The sequence below is a fragment of the Alkalihalophilus pseudofirmus genome, assembly GCF_029094545.1.
GTDB classification, from domain to species: domain Bacteria; phylum Bacillota; class Bacilli; order Bacillales; family Bacillaceae_D; genus Alkalihalophilus; species Alkalihalophilus pseudofirmus.
On sequence record NZ_CP117835.1, the window covers coordinates 1,058,607 to 1,083,618 of the forward strand.

Below are 25,012 nucleotides of genomic sequence, written 5' to 3' on the forward strand. Positions count from 1 at the left end.
GAAGCAATGCTTTCCCCTGTTTTTTATTTATTTGTCGCTTGGTTTGTGAAGGCTTCAAGTATTTTCTTTTGTTCGTGATAGTATTTTGCATGAGTTTGCTGAAATAAATGGTCGAACATATGACCAACTTCCTGTTCGAGCACTTTAATCCCTTCTCCGGTAATTCCCCCCGGCACACAAACTCGTTCTTGTAAGGTAGGTAAGGTATAGTGTCCTTGCTCTAACAGGCGGCCCATACCTATGATCATATTTGTCGCAAGAGTAGTGGCGTCTTCTTTAGATATCTCTGTTTGTCTCACAGCCCCGTCAATAAACTGTTGTAATAAATAACTGAAAAAAGCCGGCCCGCAGCTTACGATATCTGAAGATACCCGAGTAATGTTTTCCTCAATTTCAAGTGGTTCTGAGAAATGACTCATAAAGGCATGCACTTGTTTTTGGTCTTCGGTGGTGCAGCGCTTGCCGTAGCTGATCAATGTAGAACCTGCTAAGGCACGGTTAAGAATGGTCGGTATAATACGGGCTACTTTACAGTCAACTTTACTCTCAAGCAATTCTACAGAGATTGGACTCGTAATAGAGATGCATAATTGTTTTTGTGTACAGACCGGAGCTATTTCATCAATCACACATGCAAACTGAAGCGGCTTTACACAGACAAAAAAATAATCAGAGCGTTTGACTGCTTCAGCGATTGTATCTGCAATATGAATTGCAGGGTACGCCTCTTTTGCTTTTAAGGCTTTTTCTTTTGTACGATTGATTACAGTTATATCTTTCTCTTTTATTACTCCGGAATCAAGAAATGACTCAAGTAAAATCGTCCCCATACTGCCAAGCCCAATGATTCCAACCCTCATCTGAAAATCCCCTCCTTCTCCAAAACGTCCCAAAACGATATCGTTATCACAAGCGTATGAAGAAGACAGGGTAAGTATGTGTCTTTATTATTTGGATTTATTTATGTATTCTCGTACCATATCGGTCGTTACTTCTTTTCTAGGAGGGAAGTAAAAGTCTTGAGCAATTTGATTCATCTCTTTTGTAATCGCATTTACTTCATTCAGCGAAATATGTAAACCTTTCTTAGCGTCTTCTACTACCCGGTCAATGGCCGCCTCTCTTTTCTCATCTAATGCTAGAAATTCCTTTTGTGCTCTGCGATGGTTTGTTACTTGCTCAGCAATTTTTAAATGTACGCTCATTTTAGTGTCTTCCTTTCTAATAACATGATGGAGGTTATTCTTTTGATTGCTAATTGGCCAAAACATATTGTAGCGGTTATTTTAACTGGCATTGCTCTAATTGTAAGTGTAGTGTTATTTCTGCATTTTAGCAATATAGGGGAGGAGGAAATAGAAGAAATGAATTGGAATTTTGCTGAAGAGCTTGAAGAAGATAAACCAGAAATAGAAGCGGCAGCTGACCCTGGCGTTGTGACCGTTGATATGAAGGGTGCAGTTATGAGACCAGGAGTGTATCAATTACATGAAGGGAGCAGAGTATTTGAAGCGATTGAATCAGCAGGAGGGCTGCTGCCTGACGCGTTTGGTGACGGTATTAATTTAGCCCAGCTTTTAGTTGATGAAATGGTCATTTATGTTCCTTATTTAGGAGGAGAAGAGATTCCTTTAACGATGGGAGCAGAAACACAAAGTTCGAACGCAGCTGGCGCTAAAATCTCCTTAAATAAAGCGAGCCAATCGGAGCTCGAAACATTGCCTGGAATCGGACCGGCAAAAGCAGAAGCTATTCTCAGTTACAGGGAAGAACAAGGAGCTTTTCAGAGTGTAGAAGAGCTGATGAATGTATCGGGTATAGGGCCTAAGTCATTTGAGAAGCTTCAAGAATTAGTGACGGTACAATAAGTCATTGACTTCCTTTGTAACTGTTCTCTACACTAGTAGTGGCTACTATGCAAGGGGAGTGAAGAGATGGAACGTATATCATGGGATCAATATTTTATGGCTCAAAGTCATTTATTAGCATTAAGAAGCACGTGCACCCGCCTAATGGTCGGTGCCACGATTGTAAGAGAAAAACGGATTATTGCAGGGGGGTATAATGGATCGGTTACTGGCAGTGATCATTGCATTGACCAAGGATGTTATGTTGTTGATCATCACTGTATCCGAACGATTCACGCAGAAGTAAATGCACTATTACAATGTGCAAAATTCGGCGTGCCGACAGAGGGAGCTGAGCTTTATGTTACACATTTCCCTTGTGTGCATTGTACAAAATCCATTATCCAGGCTGGAATTAAAAAAGTATTCTATGCAAGTGATTATAAAAACCATCCATATGCCGTTGAACTTTTTAAAGAGGCTGGTGTAGAAGTATCACAAGTGGTGCTTGAAAACCCTGTTCTTGATATTCACCAAAATGAAAAACAGGATTTAACAGAAACATTGTTAACCAAATTAAAAGGTCTTGGCATGAATGAGGCTGAATGGGAAGGTCTACGCGCCGAAGTGGATTCTCTATATCCGCCTAAATCATAAGGGGGGTCTATGGTTTATAGTGTGATTGCTGCCATTTCTAGTGTGCTCGGTCTCGTTTTCACCTTAAAAGGGCCGAGCCTTTCTTTTTATATTGTCTGTATCGCTCTCCTGCTGTTGTTATGTATGCATGTTAAGTCTATACGAATCAATGGGTTGATTGCTGTAGGTTTGTTTAGTCTTTACGCAGGTATAGGCACACTGGCAGAGGCGCGTCATGTATCGGTTTATTCAGGTGATGAGACAGTTATTGACGCTACTATCCACTCACTTGTTGATGTTGATGGTGATTCATTATCTATGAAGGTAAAAAGCATACAAAATGAAATGATTCAAGTTCATGGATTTATTGAAAGTGAGGTACAGCAAGCTTTTCTTCGTAAGTTAGCTCCTGGAGACGTTTGCCGCATTGAAGGAAAATTACACTCTCCGCGTTCCCCCACAAATTTCTATCAATTCAATTATAAAACTTTTTTATACGAACAAAACATCCACTGGATCATGACGCCGAATCTTTCCTCGCTTACGTGCAGGGCAAGCAGCTCCGGATTTTATTACAAAATGCAAGCATTTAGAAGTAAGCAAATCAAACAAATCGTAGAGGGGGCAGGGGAGAGCTCGGCAGGGATCATCGTTGCTTTAGTATTTGGTGAGAGGGTGTTTGTAGAAGAGGATGTTCTTCGAGCTTATCAATCATTAGGTGTTATACATCTATTGGCGGTCTCTGGTCTGCATGTAGGGTTGGTTGTGTCTGTAATGTTCTTTATGCTGCTGAGGGCAGGAATTACCCGTGAGAGGGCGCTCGAGGCACTCTGTATAAGTTTACCCATCTATATGATTATTGCAGGCGGGGCACCCTCGGTCGTTCGTGCGTCGTTTATGACGATCATTGTACTCTTATTTTTACGCTTTAAACAAACTGTGCCGCCTCTTATTCCGATTACGGCTGTATTTCTTCTTTATTTAGCGTTAAAACCGTTTGCGTTATTTCAGTTGGGCTTTCAACTCTCTTTTCTTACCTCGTTTGTTCTTATCCTTTCTGCACCAATCATCATGAATCGCTATTCGCATAATATTGCAAGGTTGGCAGCAGTGACGACACTCGCGCAGCTTGCATCTCTTCCGCTCATTCTCCTTCACTTTTATCAAGCTTCATTGCTTTCTCTTCTTCTTAATCTCATTTATATACCCTTTATATCTTTTATTGTCTTGCCATTAGCCTTTCTAGGCGTGCTTTGTTCATCTATCCTCCCCTCGAATATAAACGTTGCTTTTCTGCTTTTAGAAATCACGATTCCTCCTGTGCATGAATGGCTGGTTCGTCTTGATGGCCTTTCATTATTTATGGTACGTACAGGTAAACCGAATGCAGTAGCTTTGTTTGGCTCCATCCTTTTGTTTACAGCATCCATCCTTTTGTGGGAAGCAGGGAAGAGAGGCTGGTGGAAACTGTTGATCTGCGGTCTTTTGTGGATTGTAATTAGTCAATGGGCAGGTCCTTTTTTAAAAAAGGAGGCCGTGGTGACGATGCTAGATGTTGGCCAAGGAGACAGCTTTATTATTGAGCTTCCGAGACGCCGTGAAGTGTATGTCATTGATGCAGGAGGTACACTGCATTTCGCCAATGAGAAGTGGCGTGAGAGAAATTCTACTTATGATGTAGGCCGAGATGTAGTCGTTGATTATTTAAAGGCTAAGGGAATCCGAAAAGTTGATACGTTGATTTTGACGCATGGTCACATGGACCATATAGGAGGAGCTTTTGCGTTAGTAGATGAGGTGCCGATTAAGAAACTTTTATATAGTGCAGGAACGGTAGAAGGAGAGTTTGAACAAGCGTTACTTCGGGAATTGTACGAGAAAGGTACTGAGATTCACTTTGTTTCGAAAGGCGATGCTTGGAAAGCTCAATCTTCTCGTTTTATCGTATTGTCTCCATCTGGTGATGAACAAGATTTAAATAACCGGTCTATTGTCCTTTTTGCAGAGATAGAAGGAGTAAAGCTGTTGTTTACAGGTGACCTCGAAGAAGAAGGGGAGAGGGTGTTGATTCAGGCTTTTCCTGATCTTCAAGCTGATATCCTGAAGGTTGGTCATCACGGCAGCAAAACATCAACCACAGAGGCATTTATAACGCAGGTTCAACCAAATATTGGGTTAATTTCAGCAGGACGAAACAATCGCTTTAATCATCCACATCCAGAGGTAACCGAACGCCTTTTTGACCACAACATTCAGGTGATTAGAACGGACCTTCAAGGTGCTGTTCAATTGCATCTATACCAAGAAAAAATGAAGATCATATTTTCCCCATATAAAAAAGCAGAGCAGCAAGATTAACTTGCTCCTCTGCTTATGTACCATTCAGATGGTACCTTTCATGCCTGTGTTTTTTCGGCTTAAAATCCTGAGAATACATCAACAATAGATGCAATGATAAAAATCGTTGCAAAGAAGCCAAAAGAAACAACAAAGGCAACACCAGAATCAATCGCATCATTACGCTTACTTTGTACGTCTTTTTCAAAATGATTCATCTGGCACCCCTCCTTTTTTCAACCTTTAGTATAAGCCAAGCCACCAAAAAAAGCTATATCGATTCCTCAAACAATTATCCTTAATCAAGAAATGTTCAATAATTTGTTCATCTTGAGATGGATCTGCCTGCATTGTAAAGAGTTGTCACCTATAGTTTGAATCTGCATAGGATATCATAACTAGTGAAAGGCGGTCATGATTATCGTCATGAACGAGGGTACCCGGGATCTCGGATCATGACGTTTATCATAAATGGGGGTTTGGCACATGGGGGCCGGACCCCTTTCTCTTGTTTTCACTAACTAGCTTTGCAAAGTAAATGTACTCAATACACTTACTCAATATTTAACTTGTAATGGCCAGCATTTTTTTCTAAGCTAAAGAAGGGTATCGAAAGTCAGCAGTCAATTATCGATTGACTACACCCATATATTATCCATAAATCGATAAGAATATTGCAATGAAATTGGGGAATGTGTAAATGAATTACTTGCAAGCAAAAAAAGAGGTAAAAAATGGTAAGATTTCACCCGTTTATTTTATACATGGTACGCAACAATTTTTGATTGAAGATTTTTCGCAGCAAGTATTAGATCAAGTAGTCGGTCAAGATGGATCAGATATGAATGTTATTACATATAGCTTTTCAGAAACGCCAATAGAGCTTGTTGTTCAAGAAGCGGAAACACTGCCATTTTTAGGGGCGAATAAAGTGGTTATTGTGAAAGATTTTCAAGCCGTTACCAGTCAAAAGCAAGACGTGAAAATCGAGCATGATATTGATGTGTTAATCAAATATATAGAAAATCCTTCTCCTGAGTCAACGCTCATCCTTGTTGCTCCTTATGAAAAGCTAGACGAACGGAAAAAAATTACAAAACGATTAAAAAAAGAAGCAACAGTTATTGAAGCTCTTCCATTTGATGACCGAATGATGAAGCAGTGGATAGAAGAGCAGACAGCTAGCCACCATATCCAAATAACAAAAGAAGCTCAGGAACGTTTGGTTGAACGGCTTGGATTTGACTTGCTTCTTGCAGCGTCAGAGTTGAAAAAGCTTGCCCTTTATGTAGGTGAGGGAGGAGAGATTACTCCGCGGGAGGTTGATTTACTTGTTGCTCGCACTCTTGAGCAAGATGTGTTTGCATTAATTGATTTTGCTGTGAAAAAGCGTTTAGACGAGGCACTTGTCATATATCATGATTTGTTGAAGCAGAAAGAAGATCCATTAAAGATATTAGCGCTCCTTGCAAGACAGTTTCGAATTTATTATCAAGTGAAGGGGTTAAGTAAACAAGCTTACTCACAAAAACAAATTGCAGCTCAATTAAAGCTTCACCCATATGCTGTTAAACTTGCCAGCCAAAAGGTCAGTCAATTTGAGGAAAGATCACTTTTAACCCTTCTTGAAGCGGCAGCTGATACCGATTATGCGATTAAATCAGGAAAGATGGAGAAAGTGTTGGCGGTGGAATTATTATTAATGAAGATGACTCAAGATTTATAATCATAAAAAAACGACTCATTTTGTATGAGTCGTTTTTTTTCGTTCATTATGCAGAAAGACCGTTAAGCTTTTTAGCTAGACGAGACTTTTGACGTGAAGCTGCATTTTTATGAATAAGACCTTTGTTTGCTGCTTTGTCAAGCTTTTTCGCTGCATCAACGAATGCTGCTTGAGCATTTTCTTGCTCACCAGCTTCCACTTTAGCTTCAAAGTTCTTGATAGCAGTACGTAGAGCAGATTTAACAGCGATGTTTTGCGCACGACGCTTGTCGTTTGTTTTCACACGTTTAATTGCAGATTTAATATTTGGCATACCTTTCACCTCCTGGTTAAACAACGATTGTCCTCTTTTGTAACCAGTCCATCTCTATGTTATGAACGGTTTCGCATCCTTTATTCAAGGCAGTGACGACACCCGTTGGCATCATCAATACAACAATCTGCATTCTATCAAAAACAACGAACAAATGCAATAGAAAGAATGAAAACAAAAACCAATGGAGAAGCTATTTGCTAAGAGTAGAATGAGGAGGGTGATCCGAATGCCTAAAGAATTAAACCTTGAACAATATCAAATACGCACTGATCTAGCTGTGGAAGCTCATCAGTTAGCAGTTGAAGAGCAAGAGAGAAAGGCTCCAGGAGAACAAGAATCACAAAATGTCAGCGGTGTGCAGATTGAAGAAGAAGTGATTGATGATGTTAAAGTAATTAAAGTAATCATTGATGAAGTAGGAGCAAAGCGTCTTGGGAAAAAGCAAGGCTCATATTTAACATTTGAATCTCAGGGGATTAGAAAAAAAGATACTGACATTCAAGAAAAAATGGAAAGAGTTTTTGCAAGTCAGTTTCATCAGTTTATGACCGACATCGGAATCAAGGAAGAGGATACTTGTTTAGTTGTCGGCTTAGGGAATTGGAATGTAACACCTGATGCACTTGGTCCGATCGCAGCTGAAAATTTACTGATTACTCGTCACCTGTTTGAGCTCGCACCTGAACAGGTTCAAGGAGGATATCGTCCTGTTAGTGCAGTCACCCCTGGAGTTATGGGGCTGACAGGTATTGAAACGAGTGATGTGATTTTTGGTATTATAGAAAAAACAAAACCTGACTTCGTGATTGCGATTGATGCCTTAGCGTCACGTTCCATTGAGCGAGTGAATGCGACGATTCAAGTTTCTGATACAGGCATTCATCCTGGAAGCGGGGTTGGAAACAAACGAAAAGAGCTGAGCAAAGATACGCTTGGGATTCCGGTTATTGCTGTTGGGATTCCAACGGTGGTCGATGCGGTGTCAATTACGAGTGATACGATTGATTATGTGTTAAAGCATTTTGGTCGCGAAATGAAAGAAGGTAATGCTCCGTCTCGTTCCCTTGCCCCAGCAGGGATGACATTTGGCGAGAAGCGGGTGTTAACGGATGAAGATCTGCCAAATGACGAGAAAAAGCAAACAATTCTCGGAATGGTCGGCACGCTTCCAGAAGAAGAGAAACGTCAGCTGATTAGAGAAGTCCTCTCTCCGCTTGGACATAATTTAATGGTCACTCCAAAAGAAGTTGATGTTTTTATTGATGATATGGCCAATGTCATTGCGCAAGGCCTGAACGCAGCTCTTCACAAAAAAGTGAATCAAGATAATGTTGGTTCCTACACACATTAATGCAGAAAGCCTCTTTCCATATGGGAAGAGGCTTTTATATTGAGAAAATATGTCCCATTATAAAATTATACGTTCTACCCTGTCTCATAAAAGCATATATCTCAACTACAAGGTCTAATCATGTAAGTGTGCGTGTGGACAAGCAAACATGAAAGGATGAGAAGATGCGAAGACGGGGATTTCATGGATTTACCGTAAAAGTCAATCGGACGAGCTTAAAACGTCTAGCTGCATTAATCATAGTTGGCGTGATGTCCCTTTTTATATTTACAGGTGTACTCACTTCCTTTGAGCCGGGATATGGAATGGCTTCTTCCTCTATAAATCAATGGGCTAATGGTCTGGAAGGAGAAGACTTTGTTCACCTTCTTGGAATGGAGAATCAGTATTTTAAACAAGAGCTTCCACCTGATGCTGAGGCTATGAGTCTCTCTGGTGTAGCGTTTCAAGTGGCGACAAGTATTAATCCGGATGATCCAAGAAGTCTGTTGGGGCGAGAGCTGCCAGGCTTTTCATTATTTGACGGCCAGATTATTGTAGCGGGTGAAGGAACAGATTATACAAACTTGCCGTTTGAGTCAGCTCCCCCTCTAGAAGTAATAATGGCAGAGCGTGAGGCGACAAAAGAAAGTTTGGCAAAGCTTGAGGAATTAAAGCAGGCAGGAGATAATCTGCAAGGCTCGACAGATGGCAGAAAAGTAGCGCATATTATTCATTCTCATAATACCGAATCTTTTTTACCAGAGCTTAAAACAGACGTAGTAAATGAAGCCTTTCATGGTGAGGTTAATATCACTTTAGTCGGAGAGAAGTTATCTCAAGAACTTGAAAAAAGAGGGATCGGAACAGAAATAGAGGAACGTGATGTGCAAGGTGCTCTAAAAAATAGAGGCTGGCAATACGCACAATCGTATGATGCATCTCGTGAATTTGTAAAAGAAGCCATAGCACAAAATGATGACCTGCAATTTTTCTTTGATCTTCACCGCGATACGCTCTCAAGGGATAAAACGACTGTAACCATAAATGGTGTTGAATATGGACGGACAGTATTTGTAGTAGGCGGGGATCATTCAAATTATGAACATAATCTTAAATTAGCAGAAGAGCTGCATGACATGCTTGAAGAGAAATATCCTGGACTAAGCCGTGGGGTAATTTTAAAAGCAGGCCGAGGTACAAATGGTAAATTTAATCAAGATTTATCGAAACAATCAATGCTGGTTGAATTTGGCGGTGTGCATAACTCACTTGAAGAGGTCTATCGTTCTGCAGAAGCGCTGGCTGATGTGTTTGCTGATTATTATTGGAATGCAGAAGCGGTAGATGGGACAGACGATGTAGAAACAGAAGAAGCGGTGGATGGGACAGACGATGTAGAAACAGAAGAAGCGGTGGATGTAAGCGCAGCAGACGGAGAAGAGGAGGAAAAATGATGATTAAGAAACTGGTTTTTGTGATCATGTTCATACTCGTAACTTTGTTGCTTGGTTCTCTATTTGGCATTCAGCATATGAACGAAGAACTAGGGATCACAAAGCCAGTTCCTCTTGAACTCAAGGAGAGTGAAGCGGCAGGTGTCCCGTCAGAACCTGAGGTAATAAGTGCTAAAAAGGAACAGCCTGTAGATCCTAAAAGTCAATTAGTGGAAAAGCGCCAAAAAGCAGAAGATGTAGGAAGGTTTAACTTTTTTTCTGAGCTTGGCACAGGTGTTGCTGAAGGAGCAAACAGAATAAGCCGGATGGCACTTACCCAAGTGATGACATTTGTTCATGAAGTGTTAAATGGAGAGAGCAGCGAATAATAGCTGCTACTCTCTTTTTTCTTTTATGGGGATATTATCGATACATTCGTCGAAATAGGTGCGGATAAGGTTGTAGCGATCCCGGTTCACACCATCAATGATGTTTGAGAATAATTCTTTAGATCCGATTTCTTGTATGACATCTAATAATCTCATAAGTCGTTCAAATTCTTCTTTTGACAAGGGCTCACCTCTTTAACAAACCTTTTAGTAATAACATATGATAATAAAAAAGACATGCTATAGGGACTTCCCTATTTCTGTAAAATAGATCATTTTAATAGAAAATAAAGATTGTTTTAATAGCAAATAAGTTAAGATTTTAGGCTAACCCTAATCTGTGTATTGAAGACGGTCTAAACGATTGGTATAATGAGAAATAGTGTATATGGCACGATTTAGTAGGAGTGATCAATTTATGAATAACAATGACCGCATAGAGCGCCAGAAGAAAATCCGAAATTTCTCGATCATTGCTCACATTGACCACGGAAAGTCAACGTTAGCTGATCGTATTTTAGAGAAAACAGGCGCCCTGACTGACCGTGAAATGAAAGACCAAACGCTTGATGCAATGGACCTTGAGCGCGAGCGTGGAATTACAATTAAATTAAATGCTGTTCAATTAACCTATACAGCTAAAGACGGCGAAGAATATATTTTCCACTTAATTGATACTCCAGGACATGTAGATTTTACATATGAAGTATCGAGAAGTTTAGCAGCTTGTGAAGGGGCTTTGTTAATTGTTGACTCAGCACAAGGCATTGAAGCGCAAACTCTTGCCAATGTTTATTTGGCCCTTGATAATGATCTTGAGATCTTGCCGGTCATCAATAAAATTGACCTTCCAAGTGCAGAGCCTGAGCGCGTGAAACAAGAGGTAGAGGATGTAATCGGTCTTGATGCATCTGATGCTGTACTTGCATCTGCAAAAAATGGAATTGGAATTGAAGAGATCTTAGAGCAAGTGGTCGAAAAGGTACCTGCACCAACTGGTGACCCGAACGCCCCGCTTAAAGCCTTAATTTTTGATTCTCTATATGATTCATATCGCGGTGTCGTAGCTTATATTCGTATTATTGATGGCACAGTGAAGCCTGGCCAGAAGATTAAAATGATGGCTACAGGAAAAGAATTTGAAGTAACTGAGATTGGGGTATTTACTCCAAAAGCAGAAAAACGTGATGAGCTGACTGTCGGAGATGTAGGATTTTTAACGGCTGCAATTAAAAATGTCGGCGATACGCGTGTCGGTGATACGATTACGAATGCTGTGAACCCGGCATCTGAGCCACTGCCAGGCTACCGTCGCATGAATCCGATGGTATACTGTGGTCTTTACCCAATCGATACAAATGATTACAATGACCTTCGTGAAGCTCTTGAGCGTCTTGAGTTAAATGATGCGTCATTGCAATATGAGCCAGAAACATCTCAGGCGCTAGGTTTTGGTTTCCGCTGCGGATTCTTAGGACTTTTGCACATGGAAATCATTCAAGAGCGTATTGAACGTGAATTTGGTATCTCTCTTATTACTACAGCACCAAGTGTTGTGTACAAGGTTCAGCTGACTAGTGGGGAAGACCTTCAAATTGATAATCCGTCTAATATGCCTGATGCACAAAAGATTGATTATGTGGAAGAGCCTTATGTAAAAGCAAAAGTAATGGTTCCAAATGATTATGTAGGTTCAGTAATGGAGCTTTGCCAAGGTAAACGTGGAATTTTCATTGACATGCAATACTTAGATGAGAACCGTGTACAAATTGTTTATGAAATTCCTTTATCTGAAATTGTCTATGACTTCTTTGATCAATTAAAATCAAATACAAAAGGTTATGCTTCATTTGATTATGAGTTGATCGGCTATAAACAATCTAAGCTGGTTAAAATGGATATCTTGTTAAATAGTGAGAAGGTCGATGCCCTATCGGTTATTGTTCACCGCGATTCAGCTTATGACCGAGGCAAAATCATTGTTGAAAAGTTAAAAGAGTTAATCCCTCGTCAGCAATTTGAAGTGCCTGTTCAAGCTAGTATTGGACAAAAAGTTATTGCAAGATCTACGATTAAAGCGATGCGTAAAAATGTACTTGCTAAATGTTACGGCGGGGATATCTCACGTAAACGTAAGCTTCTTGAGAAGCAAAAAGAAGGTAAGAAGCGAATGAAGTCTGTTGGTAACGTGGAAGTACCGCAAGAAGCCTTCATGGCCGTTCTTCGTATGGATGAATAATACAATGATAACCGCAGGGGTTCCTGCGGTTTTATTGTTAGCAGGAGGAATAATATGAGGACAGCAGCATATATTCACATCCCTTTTTGTGAGCATATTTGTCACTATTGTGATTTTAATAAAGTATTTTTGAAAAACCAGCCGGTCGATGAGTACATTCAAGCACTGCTTCACGAAATGCATATGACGATTAATGAAGCAAAGCCCGATCAGCTTAAAACAATCTATGTCGGCGGTGGAACCCCTACCGCTTTAACGGCTGCTCAGTTACGAACTCTATTTGCCGGAATGCATTCGATCCTTCCTATGGAGCAGATTGAGGAATTTACGGTGGAAGTTAATCCAGATAGCAGTGAAGAAGAAAAGCTTACTGTTATGAAAGAATACGGTGTGAATCGTCTTAGCATCGGAGTGCAGTCCTTTGATCAATCACTATTAGACGCGATCGGCCGAACGCACTCAAGTGATAGTGTGCATGACGCTGTTAAGCGGAGCAGAGAAGCAGGCTTTGATAATCTATCGCTTGACCTAATGTTTGGTCTGCCGCATCAATCGGTCGAACAATTTATTGATACGATTGAAAAAGCAGCTGAATTAGGGGTAGAACATCTATCTGCTTATTCATTGAAAATTGAAGAGAAGACAGTGTTTTTTAATCGTCAGCGCAAGGGGAAATTAAGTTTGCCTCCTGAAGAAGATGAGGTAACAATGTATGAAGAGCTTAGAAAACGTACGAAAGCTCATGGACTCGTACAATATGAAATCTCCAACTTCGCTAAGCCTGGACGTGAGAGTAAGCATAATCTCGTTTATTGGAATAACGATGAATATTATGGTTTCGGTGCTGGGGCTCACGGGTATGTAAATGGCGTTCGCCATCAAAACATTGGTCCTGTGCCAAAGTATATAGAAGCTGTAAATCAAAAAAAGCTACCTTACCTTAATGAACATAAAGTCAGTAAAGTAGAACAAATTGAAGAAGCGATGTTTATGGGCCTGAGAAAGCTTAACGGGGTAGATCTTGACGAGTTATCTAAACGCTACGATAAAGACCTTAACAAGCTCTATCACGATCAAATAAAGGATTTATCTGAGCGAGGGTTGCTAGTTAGTGAGCAAGGTATGCTAAAACTGACAAACGAGGGACTGTTGTTAGCCAATGAAGTATTTGAACAGTTTCTTGCTGTGTTAGAGGATTAGCAAAAAAACCAAACGTTTATTTTAGAAGAAATGTTGTTTTGAAGTTGACAAATCCTGACCTATTTGATAATTTATCATTAGATTTAGCACTCGATCATTGTGAGTGCTAACAGAGGTGATGAGAGATGTTAACAGATAGACAATTGTTAATTCTGCACGCCATAGTTGATGATTATATCCGGTCGGCAGAGCCAGTCGGTTCTCGCAGCATCTCTAAGCGAGAAGATATAACATTTAGTCCAGCGACGATCAGAAATGACATGGCTGACCTAGAGGAACTCGGCTTTTTAGAGAAGCCTCACAGCTCTGCAGGACGTATTCCGTCTCAAAAAGGGTACAGGTATTACGTTGATAACATGCTCATGCCTCATGATCTGACTGAAGATGAGCAAGCTAATATCCGTACGATCTTTTCTGATCGAATGCAGGAGATTGAACAAGTCATTCAACAGTCAGCAAAGCTATTGTCTAATATGACAAGCTATATTTCGATTGTTCTAGGTCCTGAAATGTTTGAAGCTAAGCTTCGCTCGCTTCAGATCATTCCCCTTGCTAAAGGGTCGGCTATCCTTATCTTGGTAACTGACACAGGACATGTAGAAAATCAAACGATCCAGCTGCCAGATACGATTGAGGCTTCTGATATCGAACGAGTGGTAAACATTTTAAATGACCGCTTAATGGGTGTCCCGCTATTTAAGCTTCGTCAAAAATTGAATACAGAAGTGAGCAAAGTGATGCGTGCACATGTCACAAACTATGAACAGATCCTGTCTTCACTTGAACACTCACTTACTAATGAACGTTCAGAAAAAGTCTTCTACAGTGGTAAAACGAATCTTTTATCGCAGCCAGAATTTCGTGACGTTGATAAAGTGAGAATGCTGTTAAACATGCTTGAAGAAGATCAGCTGATGCAGCAGATTCTTCGTGCTCCACATCAAGGAATACAGGTGAAAATAGGGCAGGAAAACAATCTTGAAGCCTTTGATTCATGCAGCATGATTACAGCGACGTATTCGATTGGCGGCAAGCATATGGGAACAATCGGTATCTTAGGACCAACGCGTATGGAATACCGTCGTGTTATCGGAGTGGTAGACTCGGTTTCAAAAGATTTAACAAAGCTTCTAACTAACTTGTATCACGAAAGTTAAAAGTGGTAATATTGTTAGTTGATGGTAAAAATATTGACTGTATATGATTGGTCAAAAAGAAACAGTTGCGAATAACGTAGCGTTTTTTATAAAGAGCCTGCTAAAAGCAGACGACTTGATTTCGGTAGGAGGTGAAACAGATGACTGAAAAAGACACAAACACACTAGAAGATGAACTAAAAGCAGAAGATACTGAGCAAGAAGCAGTTGATACAGATCAAAACGAAGCATCAGCATCTGATGAAACAGAAGTGGTGGAAGCAGAAGAAAATCCCCTTGAAGCACAAGTTGCGGAGTTAAACAATCGTATGCTGCGTGTTCAAGCTGATTATGATAATTTCCGTCGCCGTTCTCGCGAAGAAAAAGAGGCGGCTGCAAAATATCGCTCTCAAGCACTAATTGAAGGTTTACTTCCAGTTGTTGATAATTTTGAGCGTGCCCTTCTCGTTAAGCCTGAATCAGAAGAAGCACAATCTCTTCTAAGCGGTATGGAAATGGTGTACCGTCAATTAAAAGATACACTTAAAAATGAAGGTGTTGAAGTAATTGAAACAACGGGACAATCGTTTGATCCGCACTTGCATCAAGCAGTAATGCAGGTAAGTGAAGACGGGTTTGAATCAAATCAAATCGTGGAAGAATTACAAAAGGGTTATAAATTAAAGGATCGCGTCTTAAGACCTTCTATGGTCAAAGTAAACGCGTAATCCTTACATAGATCTATATAAATTAAACGATTGAAACTAGGAGGCATATAAAATGAGTAAAATTATTGGAATTGACCTTGGTACAACTAACTCATGTGTGGCAGTAATGGAAGGCGGGGAAGCAACAGTTATCCCTAATCCAGAAGGTAACCGTACAACTCCTTCTGTTGTGGCATTCAAAGACGGTGAGCGTCAAGTAGGGGAAGTAGCGAAGCGTCAAGCAATCACTAACCCTAACACAATTATGTCAATTAAGCGTCATATCGGAACAGATTATAAAGAAACAATCGATGGTAAAGAGTATTCTCCACAAGAGATTTCTGCAATCATCCTTCAAAAATTAAAGTCTGATGCAGAAGCATACCTTGGCGAGAAAGTAACAAAAGCTGTTATTACAGTTCCTGCTTACTTCAATGATTCACAACGTCAAGCGACAAAAGATGCTGGTAAAATTGCTGGTCTTGAAGTAGAGCGTATTGTCAACGAGCCAACGGCAGCTGCACTTGCATATGGTCTTGAAAAAGAAGAAGATCAAACAATTCTTGTTTATGACCTTGGCGGCGGTACGTTTGACGTGTCAATCCTTGAGCTTGGAGAAGGTTTCTTCGAAGTTAAAGCAACTTCTGGTGACAACAAGCTTGGTGGAGATGACTTTGATGAGGTGATCATCAATCACCTTGTAGACCAATTTAAAAAAGACAACGGAATTGATCTTTCTCAAGATAAAATGGCTATGCAACGTCTAAAAGACGCAGCTGAAAAAGCTAAAAAAGATCTTTCTGGTGTAACGCAAACACAAATTTCATTACCATTCATTACAGCAGATGCTACAGGTCCTAAGCACTTAGAGTTAAGCCTGAGCCGTGCTAAATTTGAAGAATTATCTTCTGATCTTGTAGAGCGTACATTAGGCCCGACTCGCCGTGCGATGCAAGATGCTGGTCTATCTGCAAGCGAGATTGACAAGATCGTTCTAGTTGGTGGATCTACTCGTATTCCTGCAGTACAAGAAGCAATCAAGAAATTAACTGGTAAAGACCCTCATAAAGGAGTTAATCCAGATGAAGTAGTAGCTCTTGGTGCTGCTGTACAAGCTGGTGTATTAACTGGAGATGTAAAAGACGTTGTATTACTTGACGTTACTCCATTATCACTTGGTATTGAGACAATGGGCGGAGTGTTCACAAAATTAATCGACCGTAACACAACGATTCCTACATCTAAATCACAAGTATTCTCAACAGCTGCTGATAACCAGCCGTCTGTAGACATTCATGTGCTACAAGGTGAGCGTGAAATGGCTGCTTACAACAAAACACTTGGCCGTTTCCAATTAACAGATATCCCTCCAGCACCACGCGGAGTTCCTCAAATCGAAGTAACATTCGATATTGATGCGAATGGTATCGTAAATGTTAAAGCAAAAGACCTTGGAACAAATAAAGAGCAATCGATCACGATTACTTCTTCATCAGGTCTATCTGACGAAGAGATCGAAAAAATGGTGAAAGATGCGGAAGCGAACGCTGAGGAAGATAAGAAGCGTCGTGAAGAAGTAGAGCTGCGCAACGAAGCAGATCAATTAGTGTTCACTACTGAAAAGACATTAAAAGATCTTGGCGATAATGTGGAGCAAGAAGAAAAAGATAAAGCAGAAGCGGCAAAAGATAAATTGAAAGCTGCAATCGAAGCTGACAATCTTGAAGAAATCAAAACGGCTAAAGATGAGCTGCAAGAAATTGTTATGGCTCTATCAACAAAGCTTTATGAGCAAGCAGCTCAAGCTGCACAACAAGCAGAAGGTGCTGAAGGTGCAGATGCAAAGCAAGATGATAACGTAGTCGATGCTGATTACGAAGAAGTAAAAGAAGAAGAGAAAAAGTAAGACAGCAGTACAATCATAATGAAATGTAAGACCTCTTTGAAAAGTCAAAGTCAGCTCGTATGACTTTGACTTTTTCTCTGAGATGACTTGAAAGCTGGGGCACTTAAAGTGCTTGCGCATCTTAAACGGGTAATGATATGATGTACGTTATGGAATAGAATCGGGAGTGTTGACATGAGTAAACGTGATTTTTATGAAGTTCTCGGTGTCGATCAAAATGCATCTGTTGATGAAGTGAAAAAAGCTTATCGTAAGCTTGCTCGCAAGTATCATCCAGATGTCAATAAAGCACCGGATGCAGAAGATAAATTTAAAGAAGTAAAAGAAGCCTATGATACATTAAGCGATCCACAAAAGAAGTCACATTATGATCAATTCGGTCACACTGATCCAAACCAAGGCTTTGGCGGCGGCGGAGCTGGCGGCTTTGATGGATTTGGTGATATCTTTGATATGTTCTTTGGAGGCGGAGGCGGTCGCCGCAATCCAAATGCTCCTCGTCAAGGAGCAGACCTTCAGTATACGATGACACTTGAGTTTAAAGAAGCCGTTTTCGGAAAAGATACTGAAATTGAAATTCCTCGTGAAGAAACCTGTCAAACATGTACAGGATCAGGTGCTAAGCCTGGAACGAAGCCTGAAACTTGTTCACACTGCGGCGGGGCTGGACAACTGAATGTGGAGCAGAATACACCATTTGGCCGAGTTGTGAATCGTCGTGTATGTCATCATTGTGACGGAACAGGTAAATTCATTAAGGATAAATGTTCTACTTGCGGCGGAAAAGGAAAAGTCCGCAAGCGTAAAAAGATCAGCGTAAAAGTTCCTGCTGGTATTGATCACGGACAGCAGCTCCGTGTCTCTGGACAAGGAGAAGCTGGTGTAAACGGTGGACCTCCGGGTGACTTATTTGTCGTCTTTAATGTGAAACCGCACGAATTTTTTGAGCGTGACGGGGATGATATTTACTGCGAAATGCCTCTTACATTTGCTCAAGTAGCATTAGGTGACGAGATTGAAGTTCCTACATTTAACGGCAAAGTGAAACTTAAAGTCCCAGCAGGTACGCAAACGGGTACTAACTTCCGTTTACGTGGAAAAGGTGTACCGAACGTACATGGGCGTGGTCAAGGAGATCAACATGTACAAGTACGTGTAGTGACTCCGAAGAACTTAACAGAAAAAGAGAAAGATATGATTCGTGAATTTGCTAAAATGTCAGGCGGACAGCCTGATGAGCAAAATGATAACTTTTTTGCAAAAGTAAAACGTGCGTTTAAAGGCGATTAATGTTTGGTTTATAACAAAATGAAGCGAAGCAGCAAAGGATACTAGCCCTTTGCTGCTTTCTCCCTGTTATGTGACGTCTGTATTTGGGAAATGACTTAGGAAAAATGATAAGGATGGAGTTGGGCAAGAATGAAATGGTCGGAGTTTAGTATCCATACGACAGAGGAAGCGGTAGAACCAGTGTGTAATATTTTGCATGAAGCAGGAGCGAGCGGAGTTGTGATTGAGGACCCGATTGACCTGATTAAAGACTGGGGTGTGCACTACGGCGAAATTTATCAACTTTCTCCTGATGATTACCCAGAAGACGGCGTCATTGTAAAAGCTTATTTTCCGGTGAACAGCTTTTTACTTGAGACCATTGATGAAGTAAAAGCATCAATAAACGGTTTAACAACTTATGAGATTGATCTTGGCCGCAATAGCGTTCAACTAGCAGAAGTGAACGAAGAAGACTGGGCTACTGCATGGAAGAAATACTATAAGCCTGTTAAAATCTCTAAATCCATTACGATCACACCAACATGGGAAGACTACACTCCTACAGAAGATGAAATGATCATTGAACTTGACCCGGGTATGGCCTTTGGAACAGGAACTCATCCAACAACCGTTCTTTGTATTCAAGCATTGGAAAGTGTCATGCAGGGCGGGGAAGAAGTCATTGATGTAGGGACAGGCTCAGGTGTATTAAGTATCGCTGCGGCAAAGCTGGGCGCAAAACGTGTTATCGGCCTAGATTTGGATCAAGTAGCGGTAGATAGTGCTGCATTAAATGTAGAGTTAAATCAGGTACATGATACCGTAACAGTTCGTCAAGGCAACCTGCTTGAGCAAATTGATGGAAGCTATGATTTAGTAGTTGCCAATATTTTAGCGGAAGTGATTGTTCAATTTGTTCAAGATGCGGCAGCGATTCTTAAACCAGGCGGTGCTTTTATTACATCTGGAATCATTAAGCGTAAAAAACAAGAAGTAAAAGATTCTTTAGTTTCTGCTGGCTTTACCATTGATGAAGTGATTGAAATGGATGACTGGGTAGCCATCATTGCTAGGAAATAACCACTGCTATTAAAGTGAGGACGATACAATGCAACGTTATTTTGTCTCAGAAGATCAATTAAATGGCTCAACTGTGACCATTACTGGTGATGATGTCAAACATATTGCCAGAGTGATGCGAATGCAAGAGGGCGAAGAGATCATTGTTTCAAATAATGCAGGAACAACGGTGCTGGCTAAGCTCAAGAAATTGAGTGAAAGTGACATCCAAGCTGAAGTATTAGAAGAGCTGGATCCAAAGACAGAATTACCCATTAAGGTAACAGTTGCGCAAGGACTGCCTAAAGGTGATAAACTAGAGTTAATTACACAAAAAGGAACGGAGCTCGGTGTCAGCTGCTTTCAGCCCTTTCAAGCCTCCCGCTCGATCGTAAAATGGGATATGAAAAAGGCGAAAAAAAAAGTTGAACGCCTTGAGAAGATTGCAAAAGAAGCGGCTGAGCAGTCATACCGTGAAATCATTCCTACTATCAAGGAAGCAGCTTCTTTTACCCAGCTCTTAGAAACGATTGAAAGCTACACGCATACTATTGTAGCTTATGAAGAGAGCGCAAAGACGGGTGAGGCAAGTAATCTGCACAACGTTTTGAACCAGGTAAAGTCAGGGGACTCCGTGTTAATCGTCATTGGTCCAGAAGGCGGATTAACAGAAGAAGAGGTAAGTGAACTTGAAGGGAAAGGTGCCGTATTATGCGGGCTAGGTCCTAGAATTATTCGAACAGAAACAGCCCCGCTTTATGTGATGGCGGCTATTTCTTATCATTTAGAATTAATGAGGTGAAGATAATGCCTACTGTGGCTTTTCATACATTAGGTTGTAAAGTAAATCATTATGAAACAGAAGCAATTTGGCAGCTGTTTAAACAAGAAGGTTACGAGAAAGTAGAGTATGAGCAAACATCAGACGTCTACGTTATTAACACTTGTACTGTAACCAATACAGGCGATAAAAAAAGCCGTCAAGTGATTCGTCGAGCGATTCGTAAAAATCCAGACGCGGTGATTTGTGTAACAGGTTGTTATGCTCAAACCTCTCCGGCTGAAATTATGGCCATTCCTGGGGTTGATATTGTAGTCGGGACTCAAGACCGTACGAAAATGATCGGCTATATTGAACAGTTCAAAAAAGAGCGTGAGCCGATCAATGGGGTAGGAAACATTATGAAGTCTCGTGTATATGAGGAACTTGATGTCCCGGCATTTACCGATCGTACTCGTGCTTCTTTAAAAATCCAAGAGGGCTGTAACAATTTCTGTACCTTCTGTATCATCCCTTGGGCGCGCGGCCTTATGCGTTCACGTGACCCGAAAGATGTGATTAAACAAGCAACTCAGCTTGTAGAAGCAGGATACAAAGAAATTGTTCTCACTGGAATTCATACAGGCGGCTATGGCGAGGATCTAAAGGATTACAGCCTTGCTCGTCTCCTAGAAGATTTAGAGCAGGTAGATGGCTTAAAACGTATTCGTATCTCATCCATTGAGGCTAGTCAATTAACAGATGAAGTGATTGAGGTGATTGATCGCTCTGAAAAAGTCGTACGTCACTTACACATTCCGCTTCAATCAGGTTCAAATACAGTTCTTAAGCGTATGCGCCGTAAATACACAATGGAATTCTTTGCCGAACGTCTTGATCGTTTGAAAGAAGTGCTTCCAGGTCTTGCCGTTACATCAGATGTAATTGTTGGTTTCCCTGGTGAGACAGAAGAAGAGTTCCAAGAAACATTTGATTTTATTGCAAAGCATAAGTTCAGTGAGCTTCATGTCTTCCCGTATTCAAAACGTACAGGGACACCTGCAGCGCGCATGGATGACCAAATTGATGAAGAAGTAAAGAATGAACGTGTACACCGTTTAATTGAACTTTCCAATCAATTAGCAAAAGAATATGCTTCTCAATTTGAAGGAGAGGTTCTTGAAGTGATTCCTGAAGAACGTGATAAGGAGAATCCTGAGAGCGGTTTGTATATTGGTTATACCGATAATTACCTAAAAGTAAAAGTGAAAGCAACGGATGAGATGATCGGTAAGATCGTTAAAGTAAAAATTGCAAAAGCCGGATACCCTTATAACGAAGGTGAATTTGTCCGCGTCGTAGATGATGCCGAGATAAAGCAAGCGGTAAACGGATAACGTAAGGAAGGATAAGACCATGAGTGATCATGGTCTTTTTCTTATGTGTGGAAGGAAAGGGTCCCTAGATTCCAACTGGCGCAATAATCATCACGGTCTATACAATAGAGACTGACTATGACACATATTACTCCTGAATCGGCGCAATTACTGAGCTTTGACGCAATTACGTGTACAAAGAATACAATAACGCCTTGGACCGACGCAATCATGAATGAAAGCAACACAATAAGACTTTAAATCGGCACAATCATAAAATTGGCAGCAATTTTAAATGCTCTCTACCCAGCGTCCAATGAGGTAATCGCTTCCAATAGAATGTCATATAAGGCTCTTATCTATGGTTATTTAGAAGATTTCATCCATTTCAGGATACATATTTAGCATTTGTGTAAAAATAAGCTCGTCTAATTAGAACTTTTATGCTACGATAATAAAGAGGTACGTACAACTATTGCTAAAGAAAAGAGGCGCTGTAAAATGAGTCAATCAATTGCTAATTTAATCGATCACACAGCTTTAAAAGCGGATACAACAAAAGAACAAATTTTAACTCTTTGTGCTGAGGCAAAAGAATATAAGTTTGCATCAGTATGTGTAAACCCAACTTGGGTAGCGCTTGCAGCAGAGCAGTTAAAAGATGCAGAAGGTGTAGAAGTTTGTACGGTTATTGGCTTCCCGCTAGGTGCAAGTACTCCAGAAGTTAAAGCATTTGAAACGAAAAATGCGATTGAAAATGGTGCAACTGAAGTCGATATGGTGATTAACATCGCAGCACTTAAAGACAAAGAGAATGAGCTTGTAGAGCGTGACATTCGTGCGGTTGTAGAAGCTGCGAAAGGGAAAGCTTTAACGAAAGTAATTATTGAGTCTTGTCTATTAACGGAAGAAGAAAAAATCCGTGCTTGTGAACTTTCTGTTAAAGCAGGCGCTGACTTTGTTAAAACATCTACTGGTTTTTCAACAGGCGGTGCTACAGTTGAAGATATCGCTCTAATGCGTAAGGTTGTTGGTCCAGAGCTAGGCGTGAAAGCTTCAGGCGGCGTTCGTGACCTTGAAGGAGCACGTGCAATGGTTGATGCTGGTGCAACTAGAATTGGAGCAAGTGCCGGCGTTTCTATTGTGAACGGTGAAAAGTCTAACTCAGACTATTAATTCTGTATGAAAAAATGTAAGCAGACAACTGGGATACTCGGTTGCCTGCTTTTTATTTTGTTAAAGGATAGGTCTAATTGAGGAATGTAGCCCGTTTGTTTAATTCTTAACATATTCTCCCAATAAGTAGGGTATATGTATGACAAGACAATGTTTCTACAACTTGGGAGGAGTGTTCAACATGAATCGATCTTTAGCATTTTTCAACGCAGCTGCATTGATTGCCGTATTAATCGTAAACTATTTATCTAATGCCCTGCCAATCAACGGTCAAACAGCAGGTGAGATATCAGACCGCCTGAACGTAATGTTTACACCGGCTGGATATGTATTCTCCATTTGGGGACTTATTTATTTATTGCTTGTCATTTGGGTAGGGGCGCAGTTCTTCCCTAAAACGAAAAACAATCCAGTCTATGAAAAAGTGGGATTATGGTTTGTCATCAGCTGTGTATTTAATATAGCTTGGCTGCTGCTGTTCCATTATGAGTTCTTCAACCTGACGATGGTGGCAATGGCTGCACTTCTTATAAGCTTGATTGTGATCTATATTCGAATGGATGGAGTGAAGGGTCCTTCAAAATTTAGAATTCCTTTTTCTGTCTATCTAGGTTGGGTGTCTGTAGCTACGATTGTTAATGTGGGGATTGTCCTTACGGTTAATAATGTAAGCACATTTGGTATTGCACCCGAAGTGTGGACAGCTATTTTATTAGTGGTAGGTACGGCTCTTGCGATCTGGTTTATGACCTATAATAATGATGTGATCTATCCAATGGTATTTATCTGGGCGTTTATCGGTATTGCTGTTGAGCGATCTGAATATCCAATCATCGTTTATACAGCATGGGCATTGGTTGGTCTTATTGCAGTACTAATTATTGTTCAATTCTTTAGAAGAAGAACTTAATTACTTAACACAATTATATCTTTTGAAACTGCACTCTAGTTGTTAGACATCACTAATAATTGGGAGTGTAGTTTTTATATATAAGGAAGGTGATTCAACCATACATGATTGAATTGCCTTTTTTTTCTATCTATTTCATTTACACTTGAGCTTTAATGCGTTAAACTGAATTAAATTTCGTCAAACTAAATGTACCTTTATAAGAGCTAAGAAGAGGTGTTAACATTGAAAGCTATTTTAATTGGACTGCTTGCATCGGTATTCTTTTCACTTACCTTTATTTTAAACCGATCAATGGAGCTTGAGGGGGGAAGCTGGTATTGGAGCGCATCACTGCGTTTCTTTTTTATGGTGCCTTTTCTGCTCTTGATTGTGTGGCTGAGAGGAGGCCTAGCTGATTTATTTAAAGAAATGAAAAAGCATCCGCGTGAATGGTTTATTTGGAGCTTTTTTGGGTTTGTGGTGTTTTATGCTCCGATTACGTATGCTGCCGGCTTCGGACCAGGATGGTTAATTGCAGGAACATGGCAAACAACGATTGTAGCGGGACTCCTTTTAGCTCCGCTATTCTATGAAACGATCCGGACGACAGACGGGGTTGTACGCAAACCTCAAAAGATATTACTTCATTCTTTATGGCCTTCTGTCATTATATTAGCAGGGGTATTTTTTGTTCAGCTTGAACAGAGTTCAGGGGTGTCTGCTCTTATCTTACTAGGAAGCGTTATCCCTGTTGTGATTGCAGCTTTTGCTTATCCTCTTGGTAATAGAAAGATGCTTGAGCTCGTTGATGGTTCCATTGATACATTTCAGCGCGTGCTTGGAATGACATTAATGAGTCTTCCTTGGTGGGTGTTACTCGCCGGCTATGGCTTTATAGCAGAAGGCCTTCCGAGCCAGAGTCAGGTAACGCAGTCATTTATCGTAGCTTTGTCCTCAGGGATTATAGCGACTGTCCTATTTTTCTTTGCAACCAATCTAGTTAGACATGAGCCGCAAAAATTGGCAGCTGTAGAAGCGACACAGTCCGGTTCAGTTGTTTTTGCTTTTTTAGGCGAGTTATTGTTACTCGGAGGAGCATTCCCGTCAATAGTTGGGTTATTCGGGTTGCTAACCATTGTCACCGGCATGATTATTCATAGCTTTCATTCAAGAGGAAAACCTAAACATGCCAAAACTGCAGCTGCAAAGTCCGTCTAATTAGATCCTGTCTTCTTTACAACATAACCAGAGTTAGTTATAATACCCCTATAG

The 25,012-nt window shown here is 40.6% G+C and carries 24 protein-coding genes; 19 read left to right on the forward strand and 5 right to left on the reverse strand.

Going from position 1 to position 25,012, the window contains the following annotated elements; translation table 11 throughout:
- Positions 1-23: 23 nt before the first annotated feature.
- On the reverse strand, positions 24-860 hold the full coding sequence (gene comER, locus PQ478_RS05450) for a late competence protein ComER (protein WP_289236091.1): 837 nt from the start codon (positions 858-860) through the stop codon (positions 24-26).
- Between the two features lie 87 nt (positions 861-947).
- Positions 948-1,205: a YpbS family protein gene (locus PQ478_RS05455; protein ID WP_289236092.1), complete on the reverse strand. Its 258-nt coding sequence runs from the start codon at positions 1,203-1,205 to the stop codon at positions 948-950.
- A gap of 42 nt (positions 1,206-1,247) precedes the next feature.
- On the opposite strand from PQ478_RS05455, the gene PQ478_RS05460 reads away from it, so the two are divergent.
- The 3 genes from PQ478_RS05460 to PQ478_RS05470 all read left to right on the forward strand — a co-directional run bounded on the left by PQ478_RS05460 (position 1,248) and on the right by PQ478_RS05470 (position 4,841).
- A complete protein-coding gene (locus PQ478_RS05460) occupies positions 1,248-1,868 on the forward strand; it encodes a helix-hairpin-helix domain-containing protein (RefSeq protein WP_289236093.1) in 621 nt (206 codons plus the stop codon).
- A 66-nt stretch (positions 1,869-1,934) separates the two neighbouring features.
- Complete coding sequence (locus PQ478_RS05465; protein WP_022626784.1) at positions 1,935-2,504, forward strand: ComE operon protein 2; 570 nt, start codon at positions 1,935-1,937, stop codon at positions 2,502-2,504.
- A 9-nt stretch (positions 2,505-2,513) separates the two neighbouring features.
- Positions 2,514-4,841 carry a DNA internalization-related competence protein ComEC/Rec2 gene (locus PQ478_RS05470; RefSeq protein WP_289236094.1) on the forward strand — a complete coding sequence of 776 codons (2,328 nt, stop codon included), beginning with the start codon at positions 2,514-2,516 and terminating at the stop codon, positions 4,839-4,841.
- Between the two features lie 59 nt (positions 4,842-4,900).
- Here PQ478_RS05470 and PQ478_RS05475 read toward each other — a convergent pair whose 3' ends face one another.
- Positions 4,901-5,038: a YqzM family protein gene (locus PQ478_RS05475; RefSeq protein ID WP_012958073.1), complete on the reverse strand. Its 138-nt coding sequence runs from the start codon at positions 5,036-5,038 to the stop codon at positions 4,901-4,903.
- Positions 5,039-5,520: 482 nt separating this feature from the next.
- Between PQ478_RS05475 and holA the strand changes: the two genes are divergently transcribed.
- On the forward strand, positions 5,521-6,546 hold the full coding sequence (gene holA / locus PQ478_RS05480) for a DNA polymerase III subunit delta (RefSeq protein ID WP_289236095.1): 1,026 nt from the start codon (positions 5,521-5,523) through the stop codon (positions 6,544-6,546).
- Positions 6,547-6,592: 46 nt separating this feature from the next.
- Here holA and rpsT read toward each other — a convergent pair whose 3' ends face one another.
- Positions 6,593-6,859, reverse strand: coding sequence for a 30S ribosomal protein S20 (gene rpsT, locus PQ478_RS05485; protein WP_012958075.1), 267 nt, complete (start codon positions 6,857-6,859; stop codon positions 6,593-6,595).
- Between the two features lie 229 nt (positions 6,860-7,088).
- Between rpsT and gpr the strand changes: the two genes are divergently transcribed.
- The 3 genes from gpr to PQ478_RS05500 all read left to right on the forward strand — a co-directional run bounded on the left by gpr (position 7,089) and on the right by PQ478_RS05500 (position 10,017).
- Positions 7,089-8,213, forward strand: coding sequence for a GPR endopeptidase (gene gpr / locus PQ478_RS05490; protein WP_075683639.1), 1,125 nt, complete (start codon positions 7,089-7,091; stop codon positions 8,211-8,213).
- Positions 8,214-8,377: 164 nt separating this feature from the next.
- A complete protein-coding gene (locus PQ478_RS05495; RefSeq protein ID WP_289236096.1) occupies positions 8,378-9,649 on the forward strand; it encodes a stage II sporulation protein P in 1,272 nt (423 codons plus the stop codon).
- A complete protein-coding gene (locus PQ478_RS05500) occupies positions 9,646-10,017 on the forward strand; it encodes a DUF3679 domain-containing protein (RefSeq protein WP_139314728.1) in 372 nt (123 codons plus the stop codon). The genes PQ478_RS05495 and PQ478_RS05500 overlap by 4 nt, the downstream gene beginning before the upstream one ends.
- Positions 10,018-10,023: 6 nt before the next feature.
- On the opposite strand, the gene PQ478_RS05505 is transcribed toward PQ478_RS05500, so the two are convergent.
- Complete coding sequence (locus PQ478_RS05505; protein WP_012958079.1) at positions 10,024-10,200, reverse strand: hypothetical protein; 177 nt, start codon at positions 10,198-10,200, stop codon at positions 10,024-10,026.
- Positions 10,201-10,435: 235 nt separating this feature from the next.
- On the opposite strand from PQ478_RS05505, the gene lepA reads away from it, so the two are divergent.
- From lepA to PQ478_RS05565, 12 genes are all read left to right on the forward strand, one after another.
- Entirely contained in the window at positions 10,436-12,256 is a 1,821-nt protein-coding gene (lepA, locus tag PQ478_RS05510; protein WP_289236097.1) for a translation elongation factor 4, read from the forward strand.
- Between the two features lie 54 nt (positions 12,257-12,310).
- Positions 12,311-13,456 (forward strand): radical SAM family heme chaperone HemW, encoded by a 1,146-nt coding sequence (hemW, locus tag PQ478_RS05515; RefSeq protein WP_289236098.1) that lies wholly within the window; start codon positions 12,311-12,313, stop codon positions 13,454-13,456.
- Positions 13,457-13,581: 125 nt separating this feature from the next.
- Positions 13,582-14,613: a heat-inducible transcriptional repressor HrcA gene (hrcA, locus tag PQ478_RS05520; protein WP_289236099.1), complete on the forward strand. Its 1,032-nt coding sequence runs from the start codon at positions 13,582-13,584 to the stop codon at positions 14,611-14,613.
- A gap of 140 nt (positions 14,614-14,753) precedes the next feature.
- Positions 14,754-15,320, forward strand: coding sequence for a nucleotide exchange factor GrpE (grpE, locus tag PQ478_RS05525; protein WP_012958084.1), 567 nt, complete (start codon positions 14,754-14,756; stop codon positions 15,318-15,320).
- Between the two features lie 52 nt (positions 15,321-15,372).
- Positions 15,373-17,205, forward strand: a complete 1,833-nt coding sequence (gene dnaK / locus PQ478_RS05530) for a molecular chaperone DnaK (RefSeq protein WP_022626795.1) — start codon at positions 15,373-15,375, stop codon at positions 17,203-17,205.
- Between the two features lie 174 nt (positions 17,206-17,379).
- Positions 17,380-18,495 carry a molecular chaperone DnaJ gene (gene dnaJ / locus PQ478_RS05535; RefSeq protein WP_289236100.1) on the forward strand — a complete coding sequence of 372 codons (1,116 nt, stop codon included), beginning with the start codon at positions 17,380-17,382 and terminating at the stop codon, positions 18,493-18,495.
- 129 nt (positions 18,496-18,624) lie between these two features.
- Positions 18,625-19,557: a 50S ribosomal protein L11 methyltransferase gene (gene prmA / locus PQ478_RS05540; RefSeq protein WP_012958087.1), complete on the forward strand. Its 933-nt coding sequence runs from the start codon at positions 18,625-18,627 to the stop codon at positions 19,555-19,557.
- 28 nt (positions 19,558-19,585) lie between these two features.
- Entirely contained in the window at positions 19,586-20,338 is a 753-nt protein-coding gene (locus PQ478_RS05545) for a 16S rRNA (uracil(1498)-N(3))-methyltransferase (protein WP_289236101.1), read from the forward strand.
- Between the two features lie 5 nt (positions 20,339-20,343).
- Complete coding sequence (gene mtaB, locus PQ478_RS05550; protein WP_289236102.1) at positions 20,344-21,693, forward strand: tRNA (N(6)-L-threonylcarbamoyladenosine(37)-C(2))-methylthiotransferase MtaB; 1,350 nt, start codon at positions 20,344-20,346, stop codon at positions 21,691-21,693.
- Positions 21,694-22,173: 480 nt separating this feature from the next.
- On the forward strand, positions 22,174-22,848 hold the full coding sequence (gene deoC, locus PQ478_RS05555) for a deoxyribose-phosphate aldolase (protein WP_289236103.1): 675 nt from the start codon (positions 22,174-22,176) through the stop codon (positions 22,846-22,848).
- Positions 22,849-23,029: 181 nt separating this feature from the next.
- Entirely contained in the window at positions 23,030-23,758 is a 729-nt protein-coding gene (locus tag PQ478_RS05560; RefSeq protein ID WP_289236104.1) for a TspO/MBR family protein, read from the forward strand.
- 225 nt (positions 23,759-23,983) lie between these two features.
- Positions 23,984-24,958: a DMT family transporter gene (locus tag PQ478_RS05565; RefSeq protein ID WP_289236105.1), complete on the forward strand. Its 975-nt coding sequence runs from the start codon at positions 23,984-23,986 to the stop codon at positions 24,956-24,958.
- Positions 24,959-25,012: the final 54 nt, after the last annotated feature.